This is a genomic window from Pseudarthrobacter sp. NamE5 (assembly GCF_005796225.1).
GTDB lineage: Bacteria > Actinomycetota > Actinomycetes > Actinomycetales > Micrococcaceae > Arthrobacter.
In genome coordinates this window covers 90,345-115,063 of record NZ_VAHO01000015.1, presented here as the reverse complement: position 1 = coordinate 115,063, position 24,719 = coordinate 90,345, and the positions used below count along the sequence as shown (strand labels likewise).

The 24,719-nt window shown below is 65.4% G+C and carries 24 protein-coding genes; 19 read left to right on the top strand and 5 right to left on the bottom strand.

The features are described 5' to 3' along the window. Positions 1–475: 475 nt before the first annotated feature. Both FDW84_RS16185 and FDW84_RS16180 read right to left on the bottom strand, forming a co-directional pair. Positions 476–1,378 (bottom strand): Rieske (2Fe-2S) protein, encoded by a 903-nt coding sequence (locus tag FDW84_RS16185; RefSeq protein WP_138610529.1) that lies wholly within the window; start codon positions 1,376–1,378, stop codon positions 476–478. A 109-nt stretch (positions 1,379–1,487) separates the two neighbouring features. Continuing rightward, a complete protein-coding gene (locus FDW84_RS16180) occupies positions 1,488–1,787 on the bottom strand; it encodes a putative quinol monooxygenase (protein WP_138610528.1) in 300 nt (99 codons plus the stop codon). A 222-nt stretch (positions 1,788–2,009) separates the two neighbouring features. On the opposite strand from FDW84_RS16180, the gene glgX reads away from it, so the two are divergent. Then, entirely contained in the window at positions 2,010–4,235 is a 2,226-nt protein-coding gene (gene glgX / locus FDW84_RS16175) for a glycogen debranching protein GlgX (protein WP_138610527.1), read from the top strand. Positions 4,236–4,256: 21 nt separating this feature from the next. On the opposite strand, the gene FDW84_RS16170 is transcribed toward glgX, so the two are convergent. Continuing rightward, complete coding sequence (locus FDW84_RS16170; RefSeq protein ID WP_138610526.1) at positions 4,257–5,282, bottom strand: Lrp/AsnC family transcriptional regulator; 1,026 nt, start codon at positions 5,280–5,282, stop codon at positions 4,257–4,259. 139 nt (positions 5,283–5,421) lie between these two features. On the opposite strand from FDW84_RS16170, the gene FDW84_RS16165 reads away from it, so the two are divergent. The 9 genes from FDW84_RS16165 to bcp all read left to right on the top strand — a co-directional run bounded on the left by FDW84_RS16165 (position 5,422) and on the right by bcp (position 15,682). Next, positions 5,422–6,654 (top strand): M20 metallopeptidase family protein, encoded by a 1,233-nt coding sequence (locus FDW84_RS16165; protein ID WP_138610525.1) that lies wholly within the window; start codon positions 5,422–5,424, stop codon positions 6,652–6,654. Positions 6,655–6,750: 96 nt separating this feature from the next. Continuing rightward, positions 6,751–8,040, top strand: a complete 1,290-nt coding sequence (locus tag FDW84_RS16160; protein ID WP_138610524.1) for an MFS transporter — start codon at positions 6,751–6,753, stop codon at positions 8,038–8,040. Positions 8,041–8,255: 215 nt separating this feature from the next. Further along, on the top strand, positions 8,256–9,056 hold the full coding sequence (locus tag FDW84_RS16155; RefSeq protein ID WP_138610523.1) for a hydroxypyruvate isomerase family protein: 801 nt from the start codon (positions 8,256–8,258) through the stop codon (positions 9,054–9,056). A gap of 42 nt (positions 9,057–9,098) precedes the next feature. Then, positions 9,099–9,977 (top strand): 2-hydroxy-3-oxopropionate reductase, encoded by an 879-nt coding sequence (locus tag FDW84_RS16150; RefSeq protein ID WP_138610522.1) that lies wholly within the window; start codon positions 9,099–9,101, stop codon positions 9,975–9,977. A 119-nt stretch (positions 9,978–10,096) separates the two neighbouring features. Further along, the gene (gcl, locus tag FDW84_RS16145) at positions 10,097–11,887 is read left to right on the top strand and encodes a glyoxylate carboligase (protein WP_138610521.1); all 1,791 of its coding nucleotides are present in this window, start codon (positions 10,097–10,099) and stop codon (positions 11,885–11,887) included. 36 nt (positions 11,888–11,923) lie between these two features. Continuing rightward, the gene (locus FDW84_RS16140) at positions 11,924–13,120 is read left to right on the top strand and encodes a glycerate kinase (protein ID WP_138610520.1); all 1,197 of its coding nucleotides are present in this window, start codon (positions 11,924–11,926) and stop codon (positions 13,118–13,120) included. Beyond that, the gene (gene allB, locus FDW84_RS16135; protein ID WP_138610519.1) at positions 13,113–14,456 is read left to right on the top strand and encodes an allantoinase AllB; all 1,344 of its coding nucleotides are present in this window, start codon (positions 13,113–13,115) and stop codon (positions 14,454–14,456) included. The genes FDW84_RS16140 and allB overlap by 8 nt, the downstream gene beginning before the upstream one ends. A gap of 9 nt (positions 14,457–14,465) precedes the next feature. Beyond that, the gene (locus FDW84_RS16130; protein ID WP_138610518.1) at positions 14,466–15,122 is read left to right on the top strand and encodes a winged helix-turn-helix domain-containing protein; all 657 of its coding nucleotides are present in this window, start codon (positions 14,466–14,468) and stop codon (positions 15,120–15,122) included. An 80-nt stretch (positions 15,123–15,202) separates the two neighbouring features. Next, on the top strand, positions 15,203–15,682 hold the full coding sequence (gene bcp, locus FDW84_RS16125; RefSeq protein ID WP_138610517.1) for a thioredoxin-dependent thiol peroxidase: 480 nt from the start codon (positions 15,203–15,205) through the stop codon (positions 15,680–15,682). Positions 15,683–15,749: 67 nt separating this feature from the next. Here the strand turns inward: bcp and FDW84_RS16120 are convergent, their stop codons facing one another. After that, positions 15,750–17,258 (bottom strand): MFS transporter, encoded by a 1,509-nt coding sequence (locus FDW84_RS16120; protein ID WP_240721560.1) that lies wholly within the window; start codon positions 17,256–17,258, stop codon positions 15,750–15,752. A 95-nt stretch (positions 17,259–17,353) separates the two neighbouring features. On the opposite strand from FDW84_RS16120, the gene FDW84_RS16115 reads away from it, so the two are divergent. Together FDW84_RS16115 and FDW84_RS16110 are read left to right on the top strand one after the other, a co-directional pair. Beyond that, positions 17,354–17,848: a hypothetical protein gene (locus tag FDW84_RS16115; protein ID WP_138610516.1), complete on the top strand. Its 495-nt coding sequence runs from the start codon at positions 17,354–17,356 to the stop codon at positions 17,846–17,848. A gap of 41 nt (positions 17,849–17,889) precedes the next feature. Next, on the top strand, positions 17,890–18,465 hold the full coding sequence (locus FDW84_RS16110) for a GNAT family N-acetyltransferase (protein ID WP_138610515.1): 576 nt from the start codon (positions 17,890–17,892) through the stop codon (positions 18,463–18,465). A 279-nt stretch (positions 18,466–18,744) separates the two neighbouring features. Here FDW84_RS16110 and FDW84_RS16105 read toward each other — a convergent pair whose 3' ends face one another. Next, positions 18,745–19,059 (bottom strand): hypothetical protein, encoded by a 315-nt coding sequence (locus FDW84_RS16105; RefSeq protein ID WP_138610514.1) that lies wholly within the window; start codon positions 19,057–19,059, stop codon positions 18,745–18,747. A gap of 236 nt (positions 19,060–19,295) precedes the next feature. On the opposite strand from FDW84_RS16105, the gene FDW84_RS16100 reads away from it, so the two are divergent. The 7 genes from FDW84_RS16100 (at position 19,296) to FDW84_RS16070 (ending at position 24,680) form a co-directional block, all read left to right on the top strand. Then, positions 19,296–20,408 (top strand): PP2C family protein-serine/threonine phosphatase, encoded by a 1,113-nt coding sequence (locus FDW84_RS16100; protein ID WP_138610513.1) that lies wholly within the window; start codon positions 19,296–19,298, stop codon positions 20,406–20,408. Next, positions 20,405–22,366, top strand: coding sequence for a glycosyltransferase family 2 protein (locus FDW84_RS16095; protein WP_138610512.1), 1,962 nt, complete (start codon positions 20,405–20,407; stop codon positions 22,364–22,366). The genes FDW84_RS16100 and FDW84_RS16095 overlap by 4 nt, the downstream gene beginning before the upstream one ends. Next, complete coding sequence (locus FDW84_RS16090) at positions 22,366–22,698, top strand: STAS domain-containing protein (RefSeq protein WP_138610511.1); 333 nt, start codon at positions 22,366–22,368, stop codon at positions 22,696–22,698. Before FDW84_RS16095 ends, FDW84_RS16090 begins: the two co-directional genes overlap by 1 nt. Continuing rightward, complete coding sequence (locus FDW84_RS16085; protein ID WP_138610510.1) at positions 22,691–23,116, top strand: ATP-binding protein; 426 nt, start codon at positions 22,691–22,693, stop codon at positions 23,114–23,116. Before FDW84_RS16090 ends, FDW84_RS16085 begins: the two co-directional genes overlap by 8 nt. A 312-nt stretch (positions 23,117–23,428) precedes the next feature. Continuing rightward, a complete protein-coding gene (gene uraD, locus FDW84_RS16080) occupies positions 23,429–23,926 on the top strand; it encodes a 2-oxo-4-hydroxy-4-carboxy-5-ureidoimidazoline decarboxylase (protein ID WP_138610509.1) in 498 nt (165 codons plus the stop codon). After that, positions 23,923–24,261: a hydroxyisourate hydrolase gene (gene uraH, locus FDW84_RS16075; protein ID WP_138610508.1), complete on the top strand. Its 339-nt coding sequence runs from the start codon at positions 23,923–23,925 to the stop codon at positions 24,259–24,261. Before uraD ends, uraH begins: the two co-directional genes overlap by 4 nt. 104 nt (positions 24,262–24,365) lie before the next feature. Continuing rightward, positions 24,366–24,680 (top strand): hypothetical protein, encoded by a 315-nt coding sequence (locus FDW84_RS16070; RefSeq protein ID WP_138610507.1) that lies wholly within the window; start codon positions 24,366–24,368, stop codon positions 24,678–24,680. The last annotated feature ends 39 nt before the right edge of the window (positions 24,681–24,719 follow it).

Below are 24,719 nucleotides of genomic sequence, written 5' to 3'. Positions count from 1 at the left end.
CGGCTAAGACACACCAGCGGCTGGAAACCAACCCCAGCCACCAAAAACCAACCACCCGGCTGGATCTCACCCACCCGCCGAAAGTACAAAAGCGAACACCAGGACTGGGAACCACCCCACTGGCCAGACCGGATACTGCCTGGGCACGTCATGCCTGGTGGTAAGCTCCATCCACTCATGCCTACTGCCGTCCGCGGGACTGTCGACTACCTCCGGGCTCCTCTCTCCGCCGGAGAGGACGGTCTACACCGCTTCCTCTACGGCGCCCAGAGCTGATTGGGCACGCGATTCCCTTCGGGCAGGACCGGGCAGCACCCCCAGCCGGGTTGGAGGGTGCAGTTCACCCGGCTCAGGCAGTTGGGCACCGAGGGCTGGAGCGGGCAGCACCCCCAGCCGGGTTGGAGGGTGCAGTTCGCCCGGCTCAGCCAGTTGGGACCCGGGGCTGGAGCGGCCAGTCGGCACTGAGGAAAGGCGCCTAGTCAGCCCCGGGCAGCCGCACTTCGACAAGCCCCCCGCTTACCCGCGTCTCGAACACCGGCTGCTTTGCTGTTGCCGGACCGCCCTGGACCTCTCCCGTGCGCAGCGAAAACTTACTGCCGTGCCACGGGCAGACGACGCATGGGTCACCAGCACCATCAACTCCCCCGTCCTGGAGCCTGCCGCCCTTGAGCTTGCCCTCGTGCAGCGGTCCGGCGAGGTGGCTGCAGACGTCGGACAGCGCGCGGACATCCTCTGCCTCCCGATAAACAAGCAGCGGGATTCCGGCCACAACGCTCTTGTGGAGCTTGCCTTCCGGCAGCTCTGCCAGCGGCGCCAGCGATTGCCACCCGCTGGGGAACCGGTGCGGAATGTCCTCGCTGTGGTTGACGCCGGCGGCCTGGCGGTAGCTGAGGTGCCCGCCCAGGAAACCACTGGCGCCGACTGTGGCGAGCCCCAGGTAGGCGAGTATCTTTCCGCTGCCTTGCCTGCCCCTGGTTCGCTGCACCAGCGATGCGATGTAGAAGCCGGTTGCCGTGACGTTCGCTGCAGCATGGACCAGGCCTACCCGCTGCTGCTGGCTGTGCAGCTGCGTCCAGTCGGTGAACCCGGCGAGTGCCGACGGAAGCACGCTGGCGGTTCCCACCCCGATCAACACCCTCGCTGCGTTCTCGCTGCCAGGGATCGCATCCAGGACGCCGGCTGAAACCCACGCCCCGATGGGAACCTGGACTGCGAGCGGGTGGACAGGATGACCGATGGGAACCCCATGCAGGACGTCCCGCGCCCAGCGGGGCCGGATCACCTTTCTCACGGCTTTCCGGACCTTCTTGGCCACGGGATCCAGCCACTCGGCATCTTCCAGGCGGGCAACAAGCTCAAGTGCAGGCAGCGGTCTCATGTGACTCCCTTACCCCGTTCGTCCGTGTCCAGTCGTGCGGGCCAGCCTAGTTGCTGAGCGACGGGAGGAACAGTGTCGTTAGGGAAAATTCCTGCAGTGCAGAGCCTGGTCAGCGGAGCGGCGAGCCCTTCACCAGGAACTGGTTTCCACCCATCTCCCCCGACAGCAGGGGCATCGCTTCGGCGATGGCCGCCTGCACGCTCTCCAGCTCCAGGGATGCCCGGTGTGCCTCCGGGGACTCCCACAGCTCGCAGACGAAGACTGTGTCCGGCGCGGCATCGTTAACGCCCACCTCGTACAGCAGGCAACCGGCCTCCTTCAGCCCGGCCATTGGCCGGACCAGGATGGAGACGACCGCCTCACGCTGGCCGGGCTTGGTGACGAGGCTTCCAACATTCGCAAAGGTCATGGGAACAGTCTGCAAGACGGTTGCCAACAGCGCCGGATGCTACCGCGCCGTTGCCGGCGATGGCTCTCCCGTGTCCCCGCCCGGCACCTGCTGCTGTCCGGCTCCCGGCGCGCATCCGCCGTCGTATTCCTCTTTGGTGCTAATGCTTTACTCGCACCGCCCTTCGAGCTGGATGTCGCACCGCTGTGGTTGGATGGTGTTCTCTTGGGGATGGAGGCGGACATGGAAGTCTGGACGGGGAGCCCTTATCCGCTGGGTGCCACTTATGACGGCAGCGGTACGAACTTCGCGATCTTTAGCGAGGCTGCGAGCGCGGTGTACCTGTGCCTCTTTGACGAGGAGGGCGTGGAGCAGCGGATCCGGCTGGAAGCCGTGGACGGGTTTGTCTGGCACTGCTACCTTCCGCACGTTTTGCCGGGGCAGTTGTACGGCTACCGGATGGATGGCCCGTACAACCCGGCGCAGGGCCTGCGCTGCAACCCCAATAAGCTGCTGATGGACCCCTATGCGAAAGCAATGAGCGGGAGCATCACCTGGGGCCAGCCGATGTTTTCCTACAATTTCGGCGACCCGACCTCGTTCAATACCGATGACTCGGCGCCCAGCACTATGCGGTCGGTGGTGATCAGCCCCTTTTTTGACTGGCAGCACGACCGCCCACCAAGGATTCCCTACAACGACACCCTGATCTATGAGGCGCACGTAAAGGGGCTGACCATGACGCATCCTGAGGTGCCGGAGGAGGAACGCGGCACCTACGCCGGAATCGCCCACCCGGCTGTGATCGAGCACCTGCAGAAGCTCGGGGTCACGGCGATCGAACTGTTGCCCGTCCACCAGTTTGTCCATGACAGCGTGCTGGAAGACCGCGGACTTAGAAACTACTGGGGCTACAACACCATGGGCTTTTTCGCCCCGCACGAGAGCTACAGTTGCAGCACCAGGCCTGGCCAGCAGGTGCAGGAATTCAAGGCGATGGTCCGGTCCCTGCATGCGGCCGGGATCGAGGTAATTCTCGACGTCGTGTACAACCACACGGCGGAAGGGAACCACTTGGGCCCCACCCTGTCCTTCAGGGGAATCGACAACCAGGCGTACTACCGACTGGTGGAGCATGAAAAGCAGCACTACCTGGACTACACAGGCACCGGCAATACCATCAACGTCCGCCACCCGCACGCCCTGCAGCTGCTGATGGACTCGCTGCGCTACTGGGTGCTGGAAATGCACGTGGACGGCTTCCGCTTCGACCTCGCGTCGGCCCTGGCAAGGGAGTTTTACGAGGTTGACCGGCTCTCCAGCTTCTTTGACCTTGTCCAGCAGGACCCGGTGGTCTCACAGGTGAAGCTCATTGCCGAGCCTTGGGATGTTGGCCCGGGAGGCTACCAGGTTGGCAACTTCCCGCCGCTGTGGACCGAGTGGAACGGGAAATACCGCGACGCCGTCCGCGACTTCTGGCGCGGCGCTCCTGCCACCCTTGGCGAGTTCGCCTCCCGGCTCGCTGGATCATCTGACCTCTACGAGAGCTCGGGCCGCCGGCCGGTGGCATCCATCAACTTTGTCACAGCGCACGATGGCTTCACCCTGCGCGACCTCGTGTCCTACAACTCCAAGCACAACGAAGCCAACGGAGAGGACAACAACGACGGCGAGTCCCACAACCGCTCCTGGAACTGCGGCGTTGAGGGTCCTACCGGTGATCCGGACATCCTGGCGCTGCGGGCCCGGCAGCAGCGCAACTTCCTGGCCACCCTTCTACTCTCGCAGGGGGTGCCCATGGTGGCGCACGGCGATGAGCTTGGACGGACGCAATACGGAAACAACAACGCCTACTGCCACGACTCGCCGCTGTCCTGGATCAACTGGGAGGCCGCGGATCAGCCCCTTAACCAGTTCCTTGCCGCCGTTTGCACCCTGCGCAGGGAACATCCCACCTTCCGCCGCAACAGGTTTTTCGAAGGCAGGCCTGTGCGCCGCGCCCTCGGGCAGCCATTGCCGGACATCGTCTGGCTCAATAAGGACGCGTCCGAAATGGTGCCGGAAGATTGGGGCAACCCCCTGGCCCGGGCTCTTGGAGTGTTTTACAACGGCGAAGCCGTCGGCAAGGACCACCGCGGCCGCGTTATCCGGGATCACAACTTCCTGCTCTACTGCAATTCGGGGGACGAGCCGGTGGACTTCACTCTTCCCGGAGCCGAGTACGCCCCTGCCTGGGAGCAGCTGATCGATACGGCAGGTGAACACGCAGACACGGGAATCCTGAAGGCTGGCGGCACCGTAAAACTTGCCTCGAAATCCCTCCTGGTTCTCCGTGCCTACACCCCGCCGGAGAAACCCGACCATTCCGTGGCGGCCTCGCTCGCCTTCTTGAGGGCCCCGGAGCCGGCCAACTCGCCGCATACGCAAGTTGCCTCGTCGATGGGCAGGGCGGGCCGGAAGGAAGGATAGAGTACGGCAGGAACGCGGGCTTCAGTCTGCCGCGCCAAAGCCGCCGTTATGCACGACGGCGCCACTCGCCGTCGTATCTTCATTCAGCATCCAGCCCACCCGCTTGACCGTCCGCAGCATCACCACGCTTTCCACCAGGTCTATTCCGGGGACTTTTTGCTGCAGCGCCAGTTCGGCCGTCATCACGTCCGCCAGGGACTGCAGCCACATGATGATCACAAAATTGGTGGGTCCGGTGGTGGACGCGCTGAGCCTCACGTTGCTGATGGTCCTGATGGCCGCGGCCGCTTCCTCGTGCCGGCCGGCGGGGACATTGGCGAACCACTGGCAGGTGACCGGGTACGAGGAGTAGGACTGGGCAATCTCGCACCGGAACAGCAGGAGTCCGCTCGCCAGGACGCGGTTGAGCTGCCGCTGCACAGTGGCTGGATGCCGTCCCAGTTCCCGGGCGATGTCCGCCGCTGTTGCCCGGCCGTCCTTGGCCAGAAACGGCAGCAGGTCCAGATGGCTTTCAGGAAGCCGGGCACCCGCTGCCGCCTGCCTGGTGTCCGGCCCCTGTTGTCCAAGCGTCCGGAGCGCCGCCAACTGCGATTTGGACAGGATGTTCAACCGCCATTCATCCGCACTGGTGTGCAGCCTGGTGCACAACGCCGACTGGTACTTGGTGAGCCCTTCAATGCCCTTCAGCCGGCTGCCCACCTTTGAACTGAACTCCTCCAGCGACCTGGTGATCACGGTCAGCATCAGGTCCCGGTTGCTGGCCGCCTCCTCCACAGTGACAATCTCCGGAACGGCGGCCAGCTGCGCCGTGACACTCTCCCGCAGGTGCATTTCGCTGTCCACGGCAACAAAGGCAAGCAGCATCTGCCGCGGATCCCCTGCCAGATGCGCCGTCACCCACGCCGCGCCACTGGACCTGAGCCTCTCCCATCTGGCAGCGAGCGTAGTGGCGTGGACACCCAGCACCTTTGCCGCATCAGACCAGCCCAGGCGCGGATAAGCCTGCAGAACCTGGATAAGCGCCAGGTCCTCTTCGCTAAGCTCCATGGGTCGACACCTTTTCGGTCATGCATGAATCCTGCGCTGAAATAGAAGACTACGCGGATATCCAGCGCTTCCCGCAGATGTGAACTGTGCCACTTCAGAATAGACCACGAAGCCCAAACCAGTTGCCAAGGAGTTCCCCGTGACGATGACCGCCGATGCCAGGGACCTGCAGGACGACCTGATCCGCCTGCGCCACGACCTGCACCGGCAGCCGGAAATCGGGCTGGACCTTCCCCGCACCCAGGAACGCGTCCTGCGGGCCCTTGACGGCCTGCCACTCGAGATCACCCTGGGCAAGGAGACGACGTCGGTCACCGCGGTCCTGCGCGGCGGACGACCCTCAGCACAAGAGGCCGGCAGCAAACAGCGCCCGGCAGTACTGCTCCGCGCCGACATGGACGGGCTGCCGGTACAGGAGAAAACGGGTGTGGACTACGCCTCAAGGACCAACGGCGCCATGCACGCCTGCGGCCACGACCTCCACACGTCAATGCTCGCCGGAGCCGCCACGCTCCTTGCCGAGAAGCGGCACCAGCTGCAGGGCGACGTCGTCCTCATGTTCCAGCCAGGCGAGGAAGGCTTTGACGGTGCCAGCTACATGCTCCGCGAAGGCGTCCTGGAAGCAGCGGGAGCCCGCGTCCAGGCCGCGTACGGGATGCACGTCTTCTCCTCGCTGGAACTGCACGGCACCTTCTGCACCAAGCCCGGCGTCATGCTCAGTGCCTCCGACGGCCTGGAGGTCACGGTGCTCGGCGCAGGGGGCCACGGTTCCGCCCCGCATGCCGCCAAAGATCCGGTGACGGTGGCTGCCGAGATGGTCACCGCGCTGCAGGTGATGGTCACCCGGCAGTTCAATATGTTCGATCCCGTGGTCCTCTCCGTGGGCGTGCTGCATGCCGGCACCAAACGGAATATCATCCCCGAAACTGCGCGCATCGAGGCCACCATCCGCACTTTTTCGGAGGCGTCGCGCCTGAAGATGATGGAAGCGGTGCCGCGCCTGCTCATGGGCATCGCGGCGGGGCACGGGGTGGAGGTCCAGGTGGACTATCTGGAGGAATACCCCCTCACCATCACCGACGTGAACGAAACGCACACCGCAGAAAACGTCATCTCCGAACTCTTCGGCGAGCGCCGCCTCTCCCGCTGGGCCACCCCCTTGAGCGGTTCCGAAGACTTCTCCCGGGTGCTGGCCGAGGTGCCCGGCACCTTCGTGGGGCTCAGCGCCGTTGCCCCGGGCAGCGATCCGGCCACCTCGCCGTTCAACCACTCCCCCTACGCAACGTTCGACGACGGCGTGCTGGCTGACGGAGCCGCGCTTTACGCCCAGCTGGCCATCTCGCGCCTGGCGGCACTTTCAGTTGCCCCCTAAACCTTCAACACCGCCATCAACCTCGAACCACCATAACCTCCGGCAGCAGCGCCGCTGCCAGGCACCATGCACACACCGACGAAACAGGAAATCATCATGCCCCTCGCAGCAACCAGGCAGCAGACTGGACGCGTGTCCACCACGAAGACCATCGTCGGAACAGGCATCGGCAATGCCGTCGAATGGTACGACTGGGCTATCTACGCCACCTTCACCCCCTTCATCGCCAGCCAGCTGTTCAGCAAGGCAGACCCCGCGTCGGCGGTCCTGTCCACCCTGGCGATCTTCGCCGTCGGCTTCGTGGCCCGGCCCTTCGGCGGCTTTCTCTTCGGCTGGATCGGTGACCGGGTGGGCCGGAAGACGTCCATGACACTCGCCGTCGGCCTGGCTTCGCTGGGGAGCCTGATGATTGGCGTCGCCCCCACGTTCGCCAGCGTCGGTGCCTGGGCGTCGCTCATGCTGCTGGTGGCCCGCCTCATCCAGGGCCTGGCGCACGGCGGCGAGCTGCCGTCGTCGCAGACGTATCTGTCCGAGATGGCACCCAGGGAGCACCGCGGCTTCTGGGCGACACTAATCTACACTTCCGGCACGGTGGGGATTCTGTTCGGGACGCTGCTCGGTGCCGTCCTGAACATGACGCTGACCGCCGAGGCGATGAATGCATGGGGCTGGCGCATTCCGTTCCTGCTGGGTGCCGTGATGGGCCTGTATGCGCTGATCATGCGGTCGCGGCTGCATGAGACCGAGGCGTTCGAAGGCGAGTCCGTGTCCGAGAAGCGGGCGCCGATCTGGCCGCAGATTGTCCGGTACCGCAAGCAGGCGCTGCAGGTGATCGGCCTGACCGTGGGCCTGACGGTGATCTACTACATATGGGGCGTCGTTGCTCCCAGCTACGCGACCACGGCCCTGAAGATCGACCGCGGCGAGGCGCTGTGGGCGGGCGTCGTGGCCAACATCGTGTTCATCGCCGCGCTGCCGGTGTGGGGCAAGCTGTCGGACCGGATCGGGCGCAAGAAAGTGCTGTGGGCAGGTGCCCTCGGCTCGGCTTTGTTCCACTTCCCCATGACGTGGCTGCTGAAGGACTCTGCCTGGCAGTTGGCGGTGTCCATGTCCGTGATGCTGATTTTCATTGCTGCAAGTGCCGCCATTGTGCCGGCCGTTTACGCAGAGTTGTTCCCGACGTCGATCCGCACCGTTGGCGTAGGCGTTCCCTACTCCATCTGTGTGGCTTTGTTCGGCGGGACAGCCCCCTACCTGCAGCAGTGGCTGGGCTCCTCGCTCGGTGCGCCGCAGGTGTTCAACGTGTACGCGGTGGTGCTGCTGGTAGTCAGCGCCATATTCGTCTTCTCAATCCCGGAAACGAAGGGCAAGGACCTCACGCACTAAAGGTTTCTGCCACTCACTTCACACACGGAGGACCCCCGGCTTGATGCCGGGGGTCCTCATGCTGTTCAGCAGGTTCCAGCCGTCCCCCTTGACTCCCTCCCCCATACTTCCCTACACTTTTCATAACGCAGAATCTAAATTCCACAAAGCGGAAACGGTAGAAGAGCCGGGAAGCAAGGGAAGATAGATCAAAGCCCTCCTCGGAAGGACCTACGATGACGTACACAGTGAACTGCTCCATCCTCCTCACGGAGCTGCCCCTGCTGGAGCGCCCGGCCGCCGCCAAGGCGGCAGGTTTCGATGCCGTGGAGTTCTGGTGGCCCTTCGAGTCCTCCGTCCCTGCCGACGCCGAAATCACCAAGTTCGAGAACGCCATCAAGGACGCCGGCGTTCAGCTCACCGGCCTGAACTTCAACGCCGGAAACATGCCCGGCGGCGACCGCGGCCTTGTCTCCTGGAAGGGGCGCTGCTCTGAGTTCAAGGACAACATCGACGTAGTGGCCGGTATCGGCGAACGGCTGGGCTGCAAGGCCTTCAATGCCCTTTACGGCAACCGGCAGGACGAGTTCAGCCCCGAGGAGCAGGACGACCTGGCTGCCAGGAACCTGGCAGCAGCAGCCGAAGGCGTCTCCCGCATTGGCGGCACCGTTCTCCTCGAACCCGTCAGCGGCGCACCCAAGTATCCGCTCCTCACCGCCGAAGACGCACTTAAGGTCATCGCCCGCGTCAAGGCGGAGTCCGGCGCCGCCAACATCAAGCTTCTCGCCGACTTCTACCACCTCGCAGTCAACGGCGACGACGTCGAATCCGTCATCGAAAACCACGCCAAGGACTTCGGCCACATCCAGATCGCCGACAACCCCGGCCGTGGCGCCCCCGGCACCGGCACCCTCCCGCTCGGCGAGTGGATCGCCCGCAGCCGCGAACTCGGCTACCAGGGCTACATCGGGCTCGAGTACAAGGAACCGCAGGAAACGGCCTTCAGCTGGGCCATCCGCCAACACGCCTCCCGCTGATCCGCAGCCCGCACCACCACAGACTTCAGAAAGAGAACCATCATGAGCAACGTTGCAGTTATCGGACTCGGAATCATGGGCTTGCCCATGGCCATCAACCTGGTCAAGGCCGGCCATACGGTCACCGGCTTCAACCGCAGCCAGGACAAGATCGACAAGCTCGCCTCCGAAGGCGGCAAGGGCGCCGCCAGCATCGCTGACGCCGTAAAGGATGCCGACGTCGTCATCACCATGGTCCCGGACTCCCCCGATGTCGAAGGCGTCGTCAGCGGCGAGGACGGCGTGTTCGCCAACGCGAAGAAGGGCACCTTGTGGATCGACGCTTCCAGCATCCGCCCCGACGTCGCCAAGCGCCTCTCCGACGACGCCCGTGAAGCTGGAATCCGCCCGCTCGACGCACCGGTCTCCGGCGGCGAACAGGGCGCCATCGACGCCGCACTTTCCATCATGGTCGGCGGCGACAAGGAAGACTTCGACGCCGCCTCGGACGTCCTGAACGCCGTCGGCAAGACCATTGTCCACGTCGGCCCCTCCGGCTCCGGCCAGACCGTCAAGGCCGCCAACCAGCTCATCGTCGCCGTCAACATCGAGGTCCTCGGCGAGGCCATCGCCTTCCTCGAGGCCTACGGCGTGGACACCGACGCCGCCCTCAAAGTCCTCGGCGGCGGCCTGGCCGGCTCCAAGGTCCTGGACCAGAAGGGCCAGAAGATGCTCGACCGCAACTTCGACCCCGGCTTCCGCCTCGCCCTTCACCACAAGGACCTGGGCATCGTCACCTCTGCCGCCCGTGAAGCCAACGTCGCCATCCCCCTTGGCGCCGTCGTCGCCCAGCTCGTCGCCGCCACCGTCAACCAGGGCGACGGCGCACTGGACCACTCAGGACTCTTCAAGCAGGTCCTCCAGCTCAGCGGCCGCGAGTAAAGCACCCGCGTCAGAGGCGCGATAACAAGCACAAACAGGGCAACCGCCGTCGTACATCACGACGGCGGCTCCCGCAGCACACCCAAAAACAGACTTCAAAGTTTCCCAAGGAGCACCCCATGAGCAAGATGCGTACCGTTGATGCAGCGGTGGCCATCCTGGAAAAGGAAGGCGCCATCGAGGCGTTCGGCCTGCCAGGCGCCGCCATCAACCCCTTCTATTCAGCAATGCGCGCCCACGGCGGCATCCGCCACACCCTGGCCCGCCACGTTGAAGGCGCCAGCCACATGGCTGACGGCTTCAGCCGCGCCAAGGACGGCAACATCGGCATCTGCATCGGCACCTCCGGCCCTGCCGGCACCGACATGATCACCGGCCTCTATGCCGCCTGGGCAGACTCCATCCCCATGCTCTGCATCACCGGCCAAGCCCCGGTGGCCAAGCTGCACAAGGAAGACTTCCAGGCTGTGGACATCGAATCCATCGCCAAGCCCGTCACCAAGATGGCCATGACCATCCTGGAGCCCGGACAGGTTCCCGGCGCCTTCCAGAAGGCCTTCCAGCTGATGCGCTCCGGCCGCCCCGGCCCGGTGCTGCTGGACCTGCCCATTGACGTGCAGCTGGCCGAGATCGAGTTCGACATCGACACCTACGAGCCACTGCCCATCGAAAAGCCCAAGGCCTCCCGCAAGCAGCTGGAAAAGGCCCTGGACATGCTCACCGCGGCCCAGCACCCGCTGATCGTGGCCGGCGGCGGCATCATCAACGCCGGTGCCTCCGCTCAGCTGGTGGAACTGGCCGAAATCCTCAACGTTCCGGTCATCCCCACCCTGATGGGTTGGGGCACCATCCCGGACGACCACCAGCTCATGGCCGGCATGGTGGGCCTGCAGACCTCCCACCGCTACGGCAACGAGAACTACCTGCAGAGCGACTTCGTGATCGGCATCGGCAACCGCTGGGCCAACCGCCACACCGGCGGCCTGGAGACCTACACCGCCGGCCGGAAGTTTGTGCACATCGACATCGAGCCCACGCAGATCGGCCGGGTGTTCTCGCCGGACCTGGGCATCGCGTCCGACGCCGGCGCGGCGCTGGCAGGGCTGGTTGAGCTCGCCAGGGAGCTCAAGGCGGCCGGGTCACTGCCGGACTACAGTGCCTGGGTTGCCGAGTGCCAGGAACGGAAGGCGTCGCTGCACCGCAAGACGCACTTCGAAAACATCCCCATCAAGCCGCAACGCGTCTACGAGGAAATGAACAAGTCCTTCGGCCGCGACACCATCTACGTGTCCACCATCGGCCTGTCCCAGATTGCCGGCGCGCAGATGCTGCACGTGTTCGGACCCCGCAAGTGGATCAATGCCGGCCAGGCAGGCCCCCTGGGCTGGACCGCCCCGGCGGCCCTCGGCGTCGTGCGCGGCAAGCCGGACGAGACCGTGGTGGCCCTCTCCGGCGACTACGACTTCCAGTTCATGATCGAGGAACTGGCCGTCGGCGCACAGTTCAACCTGCCGTACATCCACGTGGTGGTGAACAACTCCTACCTGGGCCTGATCCGTCAGTCCCAGCGCGGCTTCAAAATGGAGCAGAACGTGTCCCTGGCGTTCGAGAACATCAACAGCGCACACCTGTCCGAGGACACCCGCGGCTACGGTGTGGACCACCTGAAGGTGGCTGAAGGGCTGGGCTGCAAGGCCGTGCGCGTGGAGGACCCCAACGACCTCGCCGCAGCCTTCGACAAGGCCAAGGCCCTGATGGGCGAGTTCAAGGTTCCCGTGGTGGTGGAAGTAATCCTGGAAAAGATCACCAACATCTCCATGGGCGTGGAGATCAACGCCGTGAACGAGTTTGAGGAACTGGCCGAGTCTGCAGCCGACGCCCCCACCGCCATCCTGGCGCTGCAGGGCTAGAACCTGCACGCCTAAACAGGAAAGACAGGCACCGCCATGCGGATCGTCATTGCCCCGGACAAGTTCAAGGGATCACTGTCCGCCCCGGAAGTCTGCGCGCACCTCGAAAAGGGCCTGCAGCACGGAGCGGGCGGCAACCTTGACGTCATCCGGATTCCGGTAGCCGACGGCGGCGAGGGCACCCTCGACGCCGCCGTCGGCTCCGGCTTCACCCGCCGCACCGCAACCGTGAGCGGCCCCACGGGCCAATTGGTGGAGGCGGACTTCGCGGTGCGCGGCCACGAGGCCGTCATCGAGATGGCCACCGCTTCCGGGCTCGCCCTGCTGCCGGCAGTACGGGAAGGCGGCCGGCCAAACTCCGCTGCTGCCACCACGGCAACCAGCCTGGGCACAGGCCAGCTGATCCGGGCTGCCTTGGACGCCGGCTGCCGCCGGATTGTCCTGGGCGTTGGCGGCAGTGCCAATACCGACGGCGGTGCGGGGCTCCTGCAGGGGCTCGGCGCCAGGTTCATGGACAGCAGGAACAACGAACTCCCACCGGGCGGGGCGGCGCTGGCAAACCTGCACAGCATCGACTTCACTGACTTCGAACCCCGCCTGGTGGACACACGCTTTGTGCTGGCATCCGACGTCGACAATCCCCTGCTGGGCGCCCAGGGCGCCGCGGCGGTTTTCGGCCCGCAGAAGGGTGCCACACAACAGGACGTCGACGTGCTCGACGCCGCCCTGGCCAGGTTTGTCGAAGTCCTGGCCAGGGAAATCGGATTCCGCGCCGTCAAGGCGGCGGAAGCTCCCGGGGCGGGGGCGGCCGGTGGGGTGGGGTACGCCGCCATTGCTGCCCTGGCCGCAACCCGCCGCCCTGGCATCGACGTTGTCCTCGAATTCACAGGCCTGGCCGAACGCCTGGCCGGCGCAGACCTGGTGATCACCGGCGAAGGCTCCCTGGACGATCAAAGCCTGTTGGGCAAGACACCCATGGGGGTGGCCCGGGCAGCCGTTGCACAGGGCGTTCCGGTAGTGGCGGTGTGCGGCCGGACCACCCTCGAACAGGGCCAGGCAACAGCCGCCGGTTTCGAGGACGTTTACGCTTTGACCGAACTCGAAAGCGATGTAGACAGGTGCATAGCAGAGGCAGCGCCGCTTCTGGAGCAGTTGGGCACCCAGATCAGCGGGAGGCTGGCGGCCGACCGGCTCGCCCGCACCCCACATACCAAGGAGGACCTCCATGTCTGAAGAACGTTTTGACCTGGTCATCCGTGGCCAGCGCATCATGACCACTGCCGGCGTCGCGCCGCGTGAAGTGGGCGTCCGCGGCGGGAAGATCGTTGCCATTGAGCCGCTGGGCAACAGCCTGGCCGGCGCCGAGGTCATTGAGCTGGCCGACGATGAAACCCTGATCCCCGGCCTGGTGGACACGCACGTCCACGTCAACGAGCCCGGCCGAACCGAGTGGGAGGGCTTCGCCTCAGCCACCCGTGCAGCGGCGGCCGGAGGCGTGACCACCATCATCGACATGCCGCTGAACTCCGTCCCGCCCACCACCACGGTGGAAAACCTGAAGCTCAAGCGCGAGGTGGCCGAGGACCAGGCGTTCATCGACGTCGGATTCTGGGGCGGCGCCATCCCCGGCAACAAGGGTGACCTGCGGGCCCTGCATGACGAAGGCGTGTTCGGCTTCAAATGCTTCCTCCTGCACTCCGGCGTGGACGAGTTCCCGCACCTGGACGCGGACGAGATGGAGGAGGACATGGCCGAGCTGAAATCCTTCGACTCCCTCATGATCGTCCACGCGGAAGACTCCCACGCCATCGACCGTGCGCCCCACCCCGGCGGTGACCACTACCAGACCTTCCTGGCGTCCCGCCCGCGCGGCGCCGAGAACAAGGCGATCGCCGAGGTCATCGAGCGGGCCCGCTGGACCGGTGCGCGTGCGCACATTCTGCACCTGTCGTCGTCGGATGCGCTGCCCATGATTGCCAGTGCAAAGCGCGACGGCGTCAAGCTCACCGTGGAGACGTGCCCGCACTACCTGACACTGATGGCCGAGGAAATTCCGGACGGCGCCACCGCGTACAAGTGCTGCCCGCCCATCCGCGAGGCCTCCAACCGGGAGCTCCTGTGGCAGGGCCTGCTGGACGGCACCATCGACTGCATCGTCTCGGACCACTCCCCCTCCACGCTGGACCTGAAGGACCTGGAGAACGGTGATTTTGCCGTTGCCTGGGGCGGCGTCTCTTCCCTGCAGCTGGGGCTCTCGCTGATCTGGAGCGAGGCACGGCACCGCGGCATTCCGTTGGAGCAGGTTGTCTCCTGGATGGGCGAGAAGCCCGCAGCCCTGGCCCGCCTCACCAACAAAGGCCAGCTGGCGCTGGGCTATGACGCTGATTTCGCCATCTTCGCCCCGAATGAGGCCTTCGTGGTGGACGTGTCCAAGCTCAAGCACAAGAACCCCATCACCCCGTACGACGGCAAGACCCTGTCAGGAGTGGTCCGCAAGACCTTCCTGCGCGGCGCCGTGGTGGACGGCCAGACCCCCACGGGCAAGCTGATCCGCCGCGGCGGCGTTTAGGGAAGAGCCATGGCAGTGGAAGCCCACCATCCGAGGGCGGCTTGCCGTCCGCGGATGGCCCCACCCAAAGCTGCCGCCCGCGGGCTGGCCGTGTGGGTGGTTCCGGCGGAAGGAACCAGCCCGGAACTCCTGCAGCGCGCCGCCCAACTGGTCCTTGCCCGGGCCCTCGAAACTGCTCCGGAGGCGGAAGTCCATTGGCCTGCCGCCGGAGCCACCACGTCCGGGGTCTCCGCCGCAGCGGAAGGAGCCGCAGACCACTCCTCTCGCACTCCTTCCGCGGCGGAGCACCCCGGCGATAGCCAGGATGACGGCGGCACGCGCCTGCCGCCGTCGGCCGGGCCCCTCAGCCGGGTTGCCGTGGACCTTGCCGCCGAAACCGTCCTGCTGGACGGCAGCCCCGTGCCGCTGACCGGCGTCGAATACAAGGTGCTGCGCTACCTGGTGACGCACCTGTCCCGCACGGTTGGCCGGGAGGAACTGCAGGAGTTCCTGGAGTCCCTGAGTTTCCCCGGCGCCACCGCCCGGTCCATCGATGTTTACGTTGGCCGGATCCGGCGGAAGCTGGGCAACGCCCGGCACGCCGTGGCCACGGTGCGCGGCGGCGGATACCAGTTCATCCCCGGGCCGCATGCCACCGTTCGCGGACCGGCGGAATACTGCATATGACGCCGGAGTTGTACCAGTGAGCGCGGAACCGCTTCACTAGATGCTTGGCCATTAATGACCGACCCTTCCAAAGGAACACCATGAGCCCCACTTTGACCAACAGGCTGCAGCCCGGAACCGAGGCCCCTGAGTTCACCCTCAAGGACGCCCACGGCCGGGAGACCTCCTTGGCCGACTACCGTGGCAAGAACGTCATCGTGTACTTCTACCCGAAGGCCGCCACCCCCGGCTGCACCACCGAGGCCTGCGACTTCCGAGACAGCCTGTCCTCCCTCCAGGGCAAGGGCTACGAGGTCATCGGCATCTCCCCCGACGCCCCCGAGGCCCTGGCCGGCTTCAGCGGCGACTTCTCCCTGACGTTCCCGCTGCTGTCCGACCCCGACCATGCAGTTGCCCTGGCCTACGGCGCCTGGGGCGAGAAGCTGGTCAAGGGCGAGATCGTCGAGGGCATCGTCCGCTCCACCGTTGTGGTGGATCCCGAAGGCAAAGTCAGCCTGGCCCAGTACCAGGTCCAGGCAGACGGCCACGTCGCCGAGCTGAAGGAAGCCCTGGGACTCTAACCCTCTCTCACTTAACGCCGCTTTTCCCCGGACGCTCCCGCACTACATTTGTGCGGGGCGTCCGGCGTTAACGGCCGCTGTCCTTGCCGGCGGTGGTTTCGGAAACCTCCGCTTCCGCCGCCTGCAGGTAGGACGCCGAAACCCGGCGGTAAACCGGAGTCAGGAAAGCCAGCAGGGCCGCCGCCACCATAATGATCCCCGCGATCAAAAACACCAGGGCTATGCCGCGGGAGGTCCCCTCGCCCAGCAGCGGCGCCAACTGGGCGGACCCTTCGGCGGAGCGCGCATAGGGGATGATCCAGAACTGGGCAATCGGCGCGATGAGGAACGCGGTGATGGGCGCAGCAGCGGACTCGAAGGCCATGGCGAACCCGAACACCCGGCCTTGCCGCGGCAGCGGCACTACCTGCTGGATGACCGTCTGCTCGGCAGCCTCAACGAAGGGGATCAGGATCAAATACAGCCAGATGCCGGCGACGTAGAGCCACGCCCACTCCCGGATGGTAAACACGGCACCAAGGAACCCCATTGCCACCACTGCGAGAAGCAGGCTGCGCAGGGGGTTGGCGCCTAGTCCAAACTTGCCGATCAGCGCACCGCCGATAATGAACCCGGTGGACCCCAGCGCGAAGACGGCTCCCCACACCTCTACGGGAAACATTTCCAGCCCGTACGGATCCATCAACGCCATGTAGACACCGCCGATGAAGTTGTTGAACGTCGAGAACAGGATCAGCGCGAACAGTCCTGTCACTGCCAGCACAGCGGCGAAGGAGCCGCGCAGGTCGAAACCGCCGTGCGCATCCGTGGACGCCACCCGGACCTCCTCCGGCATGCGCAGCGTCAGCAGGTGCGCGAAAGCCAACGCCGTCAGCACCACTGCCACGGCTACCGTCCAGCCCATGCCCAGCAGCCCGACGGAAAGCCCGGAGAGCACCGACGTCACAATGAACGCCAAGCCCTGCACCATGCCCACCATTCCATTGGCGTTGGCCCTGCGGTCGGGCTCGATGAGGATGGTGACCATGGTGGAAAGGGCAACATTGCGCATGTTCTCCACGACGGCACCGATCAGGATGATCATGGTGAAGATCCAGAACCATGGCTGAGCCAGGTCCAACAGGCGGGGAGTCGGCGTCAGCAGGAACATCACTCCGGACAGCACGAACATCACCAAAGTGAAGGCGGCGGCGAAACGCATCACGGTGAGCTTGCGGTAGCGGTCCACGAAGGTGCCAAAGCTGATGCTCGAAAGGGCGATCAGCAGCATGTACGCCCCGCCCACAACACCTGTGGCAATGACGTTGCGCGTCTCCAGATAAACCCAAAAGGTCAGGGCAAACCACAGGTAGCTCGTGGTGATGTTCGCGACGGCGGTGTTCGCCAGGATCCCGGTGAACGTGCGGAACCGCTGTGCAGGACTGCGCAGGGAGGTGTCGACGGCGTCAGGGTCCGTAAGGCGCGGAGGGCCACTATCCCCGCCTGGTGCGGAGGTGGCGGCGACGTCTTCACGGAGGCCCTCCCCGCCGTCGGAGGCCGAAACCGCTTGCTGCCGGGCGGGTTCCTGCTCGGTCATGCGTCCCAGTGTACTGACGGCCAGCGCGGGCTGACAGGGTGAAAACTAAGCTCGTAGGGGGACTCCAACTCCCAGGAACCGCGAGAGGAACAGCCATGGCCGACGAGAGCGCAGAAGAAGCAATTTCCAAAGTGGCCGCTGAGCAAAAAGCCCGGTACGCGGCCAACCGTGAACACTTCGCAGCCCAGTCCTGGTACGAGATTGACCCCCGGCTGGCACTGCTGCTGACCCCGATACTCAGCACAGACCCGTACGCCACCATCGAGCTCACCGTGGTGGTTGACGGCACGGTGATTTCCGGATCGGTCGTCGCGGAGCAGGCGTGGGCGCAGCGGCAGAATGACCAGATCCGCATCGGCAGCCCGGCTCTCGCCGATGCCATGGCCGCTTCAGGGCCGAGTGTGGACGAACTAAAGCTGGAGGCATCGGAAGAGACCAAGGCAAACCCGCTGCTGAAGTTGCAGGACCGGTACATCCACTTCCTGGAGCCGGTGCTGCTCTCAGGAGGAACGCGTGTACGCGTGCCGGCAACCAGGGTTGACCTCCGCAAAGTCGCAGCATGGAGCATCGGCCGGATACCCGACGCCTAAGGCCATTGCCCGGTTCCCGCCGCCCCTGACAGGATGGCCGCATGGTGATAGAGGTCCGCCCGGGCACCGGGTTCGAGGACGTCAGGACGATCCTTGGCCCCAAGCGGCCGGACGCCACCGTGTGCTGGTGCCTGAGCTACCGCATCCCGTCTAAACAGAACCAGGCGCTGCGGGGAACGGAGCGTGCGGACCTTGTGAGGATGTTGGTGGCCCAGGATCCCCCGCCCGGGGTCCTGGCGTACGACGTCGGTGAGCCAGTGGGATGGGCTGCGGTCCACCGCCGTGCCGATACCAGTTTCGCCGGGAACCGGAAAATCCCGCACGTGGACACCCTGGACGTATGGGCGGTCTGGTGTATCCGGGTGCGCCCCGGACACCGCGGCCAGGGAATTTCGCATGCTTTGCTGGCAGGCGCCGTTGACATGGCCCGCAGTTATGGGGCGCCAGCCGTCGAGGGCTACCCGGTGGACAACGGCGGGCGGAAAGTCGACCTCACCATGGCCTATGTGGGCACCCGGAAGCTCTTCGAAGACGCCGGTTTCACCAAGGCTGCAGACACCGAATCGGTCCTGAACGGCTTCCCGCGCGTGCTGATGCGCCTGGACCTGCGCGGCTGACTCAACAGCGCTGTCTCGACCCATCCAGCCCGCGGGCGAAGTTTTTAATTGCAGACTGTGGGCGGTCCTCCCGGACCGTTCACAGTTTTTTCGTCCCAATGGCAAATCAGGGTTTCCTCCACCAGCGGCCGGGCCAGTCCTCGTCGATAGCCCACAGGGCCAGAAGCAGCGCGTCAACGGTCATAAGTCCCGCGATGAGGTAGGCCCACCCTGTGTACCAAGCCACTGCAATCTCCTGACTGTATCCCCCAGCCGCTCGATTGCTCCTAAGTGTGGCACTTAATGTGCCAGTACGGAACGCCCTCCGTCCGCAGCCCTGAACAGGGCCTCCAGCCTGTTGTGCGCTTCTGTCTCAAGTTTGAGCCTCCGGGTGAGCCTCTCCACCTGCTGGGACATTTCCGCCCCAACGGGAAGCCGGTCCCCGGGCCAGCTCCACACTTCCCTCGACTCCGCCAAAGCCGCCGCCAATGCCTTGGCAGCAGCGCGCACTTTCCGCCTGTGGAAGTAGACGCGCAGCAGTGCCTGGCCCTTGGCCAGGGCCGCACCGGCGGCAGCCCTGGCCGCCGCCTGTTCCTTGATCGCAAAATCTCCCATGGCTTCCCCGCCTTCCCGCAAGCCGTCCAGCTCGGCTCGGGTCGCCGTCGACCGCTATGCCTGAACTGCTGCTTTCTTCGAGTGTCCGCGGTGTACCTCAAGCTCCGGGCAAGCCGGTCTTAGGATTTCCACAAGATCGTCATGGGCCCGGAAGCATCGGTTGCAGGGACGGGCTAAACACCCGTGAAAACAGGCGCGACATGCTTGGTAGCCGTTAATGCGGTAAAAGTAGAGCCATGGTCTCTCCCCCCGAAATCCGCCGCGCCGTTGTCATCGAGGATGATCCGGACATCCGGGGGCTTCTGGTCCGGGTGCTGGCCAAGCAGGGATTCGACGTCACCGAGGCCGCCGCGGGCCTGCCCGGCGTCGAGGAAGTCCGCCGCCGCCAGCCCGACCTCGTGACGCTGGACCTGAACCTGCCGGACCTCGATGGCCTGGAAGTCTGCAAGCTGCTCCGCGAATTCTCGGACGCGTTCATCGTGATGCTCACCGCCCGCGCCGACGAACTCGACAAGCTCACCGGCCTGGACAACGGCGCTGACGAGTACCTCAGCAAGCCTTTCAGCCCCCGCGAACTGCAGTCCAGGATCAATGCCCTGTTCCGCCGCAGGCCTTCTCCCGCCGCCGATTCGGCCGCCCGCAGCGAACTGCAGCGGGCCACAGAGGTGCAGCAAAGCCTGCTGCCCCAGGAAGACATCCGAATAGACGGTTACGACGTCGCCGGCCTGTTCCGCCCCTCGCGGAGCGTCGGCGGCGACTTCTACGACTGGTACCAGACTGATGACGGCCTTCACCTGACCTTTGCCGATGCCATGGGCAAAGGGATGGGCGCAGCCCTTATCGCCGCAACAGTCCGGGCAGTCATGCGTTCCACCGGCCTGCGGCATGACCTGGACACGGCATTTAGCACGGCCAGCCAGGCCATCGCCGCAGACCTTGACTCGTCGAACTCCTTTGTCACGCTGTTCCACGCGCGGCTGGACGCGGCGTCAGGAAAGGTCAGCTATGTCGACGCCGGTCATGGGCTTGCGCTGCATGTGAAGCCGGGCGGGGAGGCACACCGGCTGCCGGCCGGTGGGCCGCCGGTGGGGGCCTGGGCAGGCAGCTCCTGGCCATCCGCCAGTCTGGAGCTTGAGCCCGGGGATTCCCTGGTGGTGGTCAGCGACGGCGTGCTGGATGTCTTCGATACCGTGGAGGACTTCAGTGCGGCTGTCCGCCGGGCTACGCAGGGTGGGAGTTCGGCGCAGGCCGCAAGCAGCGCCATCCTGGCCCTGGCTCCTGCTGAAACCGCCGAGGATGACGTGACCGTCGTCGTCGTCCGCCGGCTTCCCAAGGACACGGCCGCATGACCCGCTTCTGGACCCGGCTGGTGGTCGTGCTGACCGTCATCACCGGCGTGAACTACATTGCCTGGCGCTGGGCAGCATCGCTGAACTGGGACGCCTGGTGGATCGCCCTGCCCCTGGTGATTGCCGAGACGTACAGCCTGATCGACGTGATGCTCTTCGGCATGACGGTGTGGAAGCTGAAAATCCGCAAGGGCGCACCGCCGCCCCCGCACGATGCCACCGTTGATGTCTTCATCACCACGTACAACGAAGACCTGGACATGGTGATGACCACTGCCCTGGCAGCGCAGAAGATCAGGCATCCGCACAGCACCTGGATCCTGGACGACGGCGCACGTCCCGAGCTCAAGGCCCTCGCCGAGCAGCATGGTCTGGGCTATGTGACCCGCAGCGAGGACTGGACCTCAAACCTCCCCCGGCACGCCAAGGCCGGCAACCTCAACAACGCACTGATGCAGACGCACGGCGAGTTCCTCCTGATCCTGGATGCAGACCAGATTCCGGAGCCGGACATCCTCGAGAAGACTCTCGGGTACTTCAACAACCGCCGGGTGGCCCTGGTCCAGACCCCGCAGTATTTCAGCAACGTCCCAGCCGACGATCCCCTCGGCAGCCAGGCCCCGCTGTTCTATGGGCCCATCCAGCAGGGCAAGGACGGCTGGAACGCTGCCTTCTTCTGTGGCTCCAACGCCATCCTGCGCCGTGAGGCCCTGATGCAGCTGGGCCTGGTGGGCTACGTCAAGGAGACCGAAAAGAGCATCCGCCGGGCGCTGGCGGCCTCCCGCTCCGCGATCAAGCAGGCCCGGAAGTCCGCAGACGTGGACACGCCCCTGGTGGCGGAGGTGCTGGATGAGGTAGAGGCCGCCACGGTTGAGGCCCAGCGGGAGCTCGACGCCGGCCAGCCCCTCAGCGAGATCACCTACCGGGTCCGGCGCCGGGTGGACGCAGCCGTGCAGACCCTGGTGTCGGCCGACGTCGAAGCCCTGCAGGCGGACCTCGAAGAGATTGCCGCGATGGAACTCGCCCATGTGGGCGAGTCCGGCGTGCCCGTGGTGGCGGACGATGCCGTGAAGCGCATGTCCGCGCGCGACTGGTCACCGCTGGGAGCCCTGGAGTCCGTCCAGGCCGTTTTGGACGCCCTGTCCGTGGAGCGCAACGACGAAGCCCAGCCGGTGATGCCGCTGGCCACCATCTCCGTCACCGAGGACATGGCCACCGCCATGCGCATGCACGCCATGGGCTGGGAAAGCGTCTACCACCACGAGGTCCTGGCCTACGGCCTTGCGCCCGAGGACCTGAAGACCATGCTCACCCAGCGCCTCCGCTGGGCGCAAGGCACCATCCAGGTGCTGCTGCGGGAGAACCCGCTGGTGCAGAAGGGCCTCAAGCTCGGACAGCGCCTGATGTACTTCGCCACCATGTGGACGTACCTCAGCGGGTACGCGGCGGTCATCTACTTCGCCGCCCCCATCATCTACCTGCTGCTGGGCATCCTGCCGGTCACCAGCCTGAGCTGGGACTTCTTCGTCCGCTTCATCCCTTTCATGGTGGTCAACCAGATCCTGTTCGCCGTCGCCGGCCGCGGCATCCCCACCTGGCGCGGCCAGCAGTACAGCCTGGCGCTGTTCCCCACCTGGATCAAGGCATGTTCGACGGCGGCGCGCAACGTCTGGTTCGGCCGTCCCCTCGGCTTTGCCGTCACCCCCAAAGCCCGCCAGAGCGGCGGACCCAGCTGGAGCCTGATCCGGCCACAGATCGTGGTGTCCGTGCTGCTGGCGGTGGCCGCCGTCGTCGGAATCATCCGCCTGGCCACCGGCCTTGCAGAACCGCTCGGCACACTGGTGAATGTCGCCTGGGTCATCTTCGACCTGGTGGTCATGAGCATCCTGGTCCGGGCAGTGCTCTATAAGGGCTACCAGCCGGCCCCAGAACCCGCAGATCAAAAAAAGGAGTCCTGATGGAATTCAGTTACGAGGTCCGAGATTCGTACGCGGAGGTCAAGGCGGACGGGCGGCTGAACATGGTTTCCGCGCCCAAGCTCCGAGAGTTCGTCACCGACGTCATCGCCGGCGGCTCAAACCGGATCGTGGTGAACCTGGAAAACACGGCGTTCATGGATTCGTCGGGCCTCGGGGCGCTCATCGGCTGCCTCAAGGCGGCCCGCCAGGCCGGCGGCGACCTCCGCATCGCCGCTGTGCAGCCGCAGGTGAAGATGGTGCTGCAGCTGACCAGCATGGACAAGGTCCTCACGGCGTATGGCACGGCCGAAGAGGCGTTCAGCAATGACTGAGGTCCTGGCAGCCCGCAACTTCCGCGGCCCTGCCGCCGAGGATGCCATCGAGTCCATCCACAACGACATGGACAGCCTCTGGCTGGACGCGCCGTTTGTTGGCGACATGGACCAGATGACGTTTACGACCGCGGTGATCGAGTCAGCGTCCAACATCGTCCAGCACGCGGAGCCGGCCGGACAGGACCCGGTGGAGCTCGGCGTGGATATCGAGGTCAGGCCCACGCTGCTGCAGGCGCGGGTCAGTGCCTACAACGCCAAGCCGCCGTTCGGGCCCATGGAACCTTCCACCCCCGGCGAGGACGCAGAGTCCGGACGCGGCCTGGCGCTGATCGAGGCGCTGGTCACCACCGTCACCTTTGAGCGGCAGGATGGGACCAACACCTGGGTCCTGACGCGTAGCTCATCCCAGGACTAACCGATCGGAGTTTTTGTCCGGATATGCAGGCCTCTTGGGGCCTAAAGTGCGCATACCTGGACAAAAACCCGAGCCTACTGCACGTCCGGGAACGGCACCGGTACGGTGGTGCCGCCGCCCGGGGTGTCAGTGAGCTCCAGTTCTCTTGACACCACGGCAAGCCTGCTCTTCAATATTACGTATGCTGAAATAACAGTTCCATGATGCGGAAGCCCCGATTGAATCCACACGATCGCGGGGTGCCGGGCAGTCCGGCGTCCGCATAGCCGTCACCATGGATGCCAGCACATTGCCACCAAGGATCCCGACAGCATGAAGCTTGCCGAATTCAACACCGCGGACCCCGCAAGGGCCGCGGACACCCTGAGGCCCTGCATCGACGTCACACGCTGGGTAGACGCGGTTGCCGCGGCCCGCCCGTTCCCCAGCAAGGATGCGCTCCTGAGCTTCGCGTCCAACGCCGCCAGCCCTTTCACCCCTGCCGAGGTTGAGTCGGCCATGGCCCACCATCCGCGCATCGGGGAACGTCCGACGGCGGCCACCGCCGAGGCGTCCATGTCACGTTCCGAACAGGCCGGGGTGGACCCGGCGGATGCCGCAGTTGCCGGGGCGCTGGCCCAGGGCAACAGGGACTACGAGGAGAAATTCGGGCGGGTCTTCCTGATCCGCGCCGCCGGCCGCACAGCCCCGGAAATCCTGGCGGCACTAAAGGAACGGCTTGCCAACTCCCCTGCCGAAGAAGACAGCATCGTGGCCCAGCAACTGCGCGAAATCGCCATACTCCGCCTTGAAGGACTGATCACCGAATGAGCGTCTCCCATGTGACCACCCATATCCTGGACACCGGTGCCGGACGCCCGGCGGCGGGGGTCGCCGTCGTGCTTTACGCAAACGACGGCGGCACCTGGCAGAAGCTTGCCTCCTCCACTACCGATGCGGACGGCCGGGCAAAGGACCTCGGTCCGGAGCAGCTGGAGCCCGGGCACTACAAGCTCAACTTCGCCACCGGGAACTACTACGCCGGCCTGCAGGCAACCACGTTCTTCCCCGAAGTGGACCTGGTGTTCGAGGTGACCGGCCCGGAGCACTACCACGTACCGCTCCTGCTGAGCCCGTTCGCGTACTCCACCTACCGCGGCAGCTGATCCACCCCCTCGTTGCCCTATCAGTTATGGTCCCCATCCCGCCGTTTTGGCAGTTTTGGCAGCCGTAACTGATAGGGCAACGGCGGAAATGTAGGCTAGATGGCATGTCTTCCGAAGAACTCCCGGCCGAGCGGCGCGAAATCACGGTCCGCCGCGCACCCAAATATGTGCCGTTCCTCATCCTGGGCGCACTGGTGGGCGTGGGGGCCGCAGCGGTGGCGGCCTTCTCGGTCCCCGCGAACCCCAGCTTCGACGCCGGGGCCGTCTTCGGGTTCTTCACGGTGGCCTTCGCCGCTGCCGGCGCAATCCTCGGCGCCGTGGTGGCGCTGGTCCTGGACCGCCGCAGCATCAAGCGGCAGGAGCGGGCCGTCGTCGAATCCGTACCCGACTCCGAGCCGGACACGGACAGCCAGCCCTAGCCAGGCTAAACCACCGCCCGGTCACAAAGAGGCGGGCCG

Coding starts and splice junctions, on each gene's coding strand:
- FDW84_RS16185 (WP_138610529.1), bottom strand. CDS start 1,378: ATGAGACCGCTGCCTGCACTTGAGCTTGTTGCCCGCCTGGAAGATGCC.
- FDW84_RS16180 (WP_138610528.1), bottom strand. CDS start 1,787: ATGACCTTTGCGAATGTTGGAAGCCTCGTCACCAAGCCCGGCCAGCGT.
- glgX (WP_138610527.1), top strand. CDS start 2,010: ATGGAAGTCTGGACGGGGAGCCCTTATCCGCTGGGTGCCACTTATGAC.
- FDW84_RS16170 (WP_138610526.1), bottom strand. CDS start 5,282: ATGGAGCTTAGCGAAGAGGACCTGGCGCTTATCCAGGTTCTGCAGGCT.
- FDW84_RS16160 (WP_138610524.1), top strand. CDS start 6,751: ATGCCCCTCGCAGCAACCAGGCAGCAGACTGGACGCGTGTCCACCACG.
- FDW84_RS16155 (WP_138610523.1), top strand. CDS start 8,256: ATGACGTACACAGTGAACTGCTCCATCCTCCTCACGGAGCTGCCCCTG.
- FDW84_RS16150 (WP_138610522.1), top strand. CDS start 9,099: ATGAGCAACGTTGCAGTTATCGGACTCGGAATCATGGGCTTGCCCATG.
- gcl (WP_138610521.1), top strand. CDS start 10,097: ATGAGCAAGATGCGTACCGTTGATGCAGCGGTGGCCATCCTGGAAAAG.
- FDW84_RS16140 (WP_138610520.1), top strand. CDS start 11,924: ATGCGGATCGTCATTGCCCCGGACAAGTTCAAGGGATCACTGTCCGCC.
- allB (WP_138610519.1), top strand. CDS start 13,113: ATGTCTGAAGAACGTTTTGACCTGGTCATCCGTGGCCAGCGCATCATG.
- FDW84_RS16130 (WP_138610518.1), top strand. CDS start 14,466: ATGGCAGTGGAAGCCCACCATCCGAGGGCGGCTTGCCGTCCGCGGATG.
- bcp (WP_138610517.1), top strand. CDS start 15,203: ATGAGCCCCACTTTGACCAACAGGCTGCAGCCCGGAACCGAGGCCCCT.
- FDW84_RS16120 (WP_240721560.1), bottom strand. CDS start 17,258: ATGACCGAGCAGGAACCCGCCCGGCAGCAAGCGGTTTCGGCCTCCGAC.
- FDW84_RS16115 (WP_138610516.1), top strand. CDS start 17,354: ATGGCCGACGAGAGCGCAGAAGAAGCAATTTCCAAAGTGGCCGCTGAG.
- FDW84_RS16110 (WP_138610515.1), top strand. CDS start 17,890: ATGGTGATAGAGGTCCGCCCGGGCACCGGGTTCGAGGACGTCAGGACG.
- FDW84_RS16105 (WP_138610514.1), bottom strand. CDS start 19,059: ATGGGAGATTTTGCGATCAAGGAACAGGCGGCGGCCAGGGCTGCCGCC.
- FDW84_RS16100 (WP_138610513.1), top strand. CDS start 19,296: ATGGTCTCTCCCCCCGAAATCCGCCGCGCCGTTGTCATCGAGGATGAT.
- FDW84_RS16095 (WP_138610512.1), top strand. CDS start 20,405: ATGACCCGCTTCTGGACCCGGCTGGTGGTCGTGCTGACCGTCATCACC.
- FDW84_RS16090 (WP_138610511.1), top strand. CDS start 22,366: ATGGAATTCAGTTACGAGGTCCGAGATTCGTACGCGGAGGTCAAGGCG.
- FDW84_RS16085 (WP_138610510.1), top strand. CDS start 22,691: ATGACTGAGGTCCTGGCAGCCCGCAACTTCCGCGGCCCTGCCGCCGAG.
- uraD (WP_138610509.1), top strand. CDS start 23,429: ATGAAGCTTGCCGAATTCAACACCGCGGACCCCGCAAGGGCCGCGGAC.
- uraH (WP_138610508.1), top strand. CDS start 23,923: ATGAGCGTCTCCCATGTGACCACCCATATCCTGGACACCGGTGCCGGA.
- FDW84_RS16070 (WP_138610507.1), top strand. CDS start 24,366: ATGTCTTCCGAAGAACTCCCGGCCGAGCGGCGCGAAATCACGGTCCGC.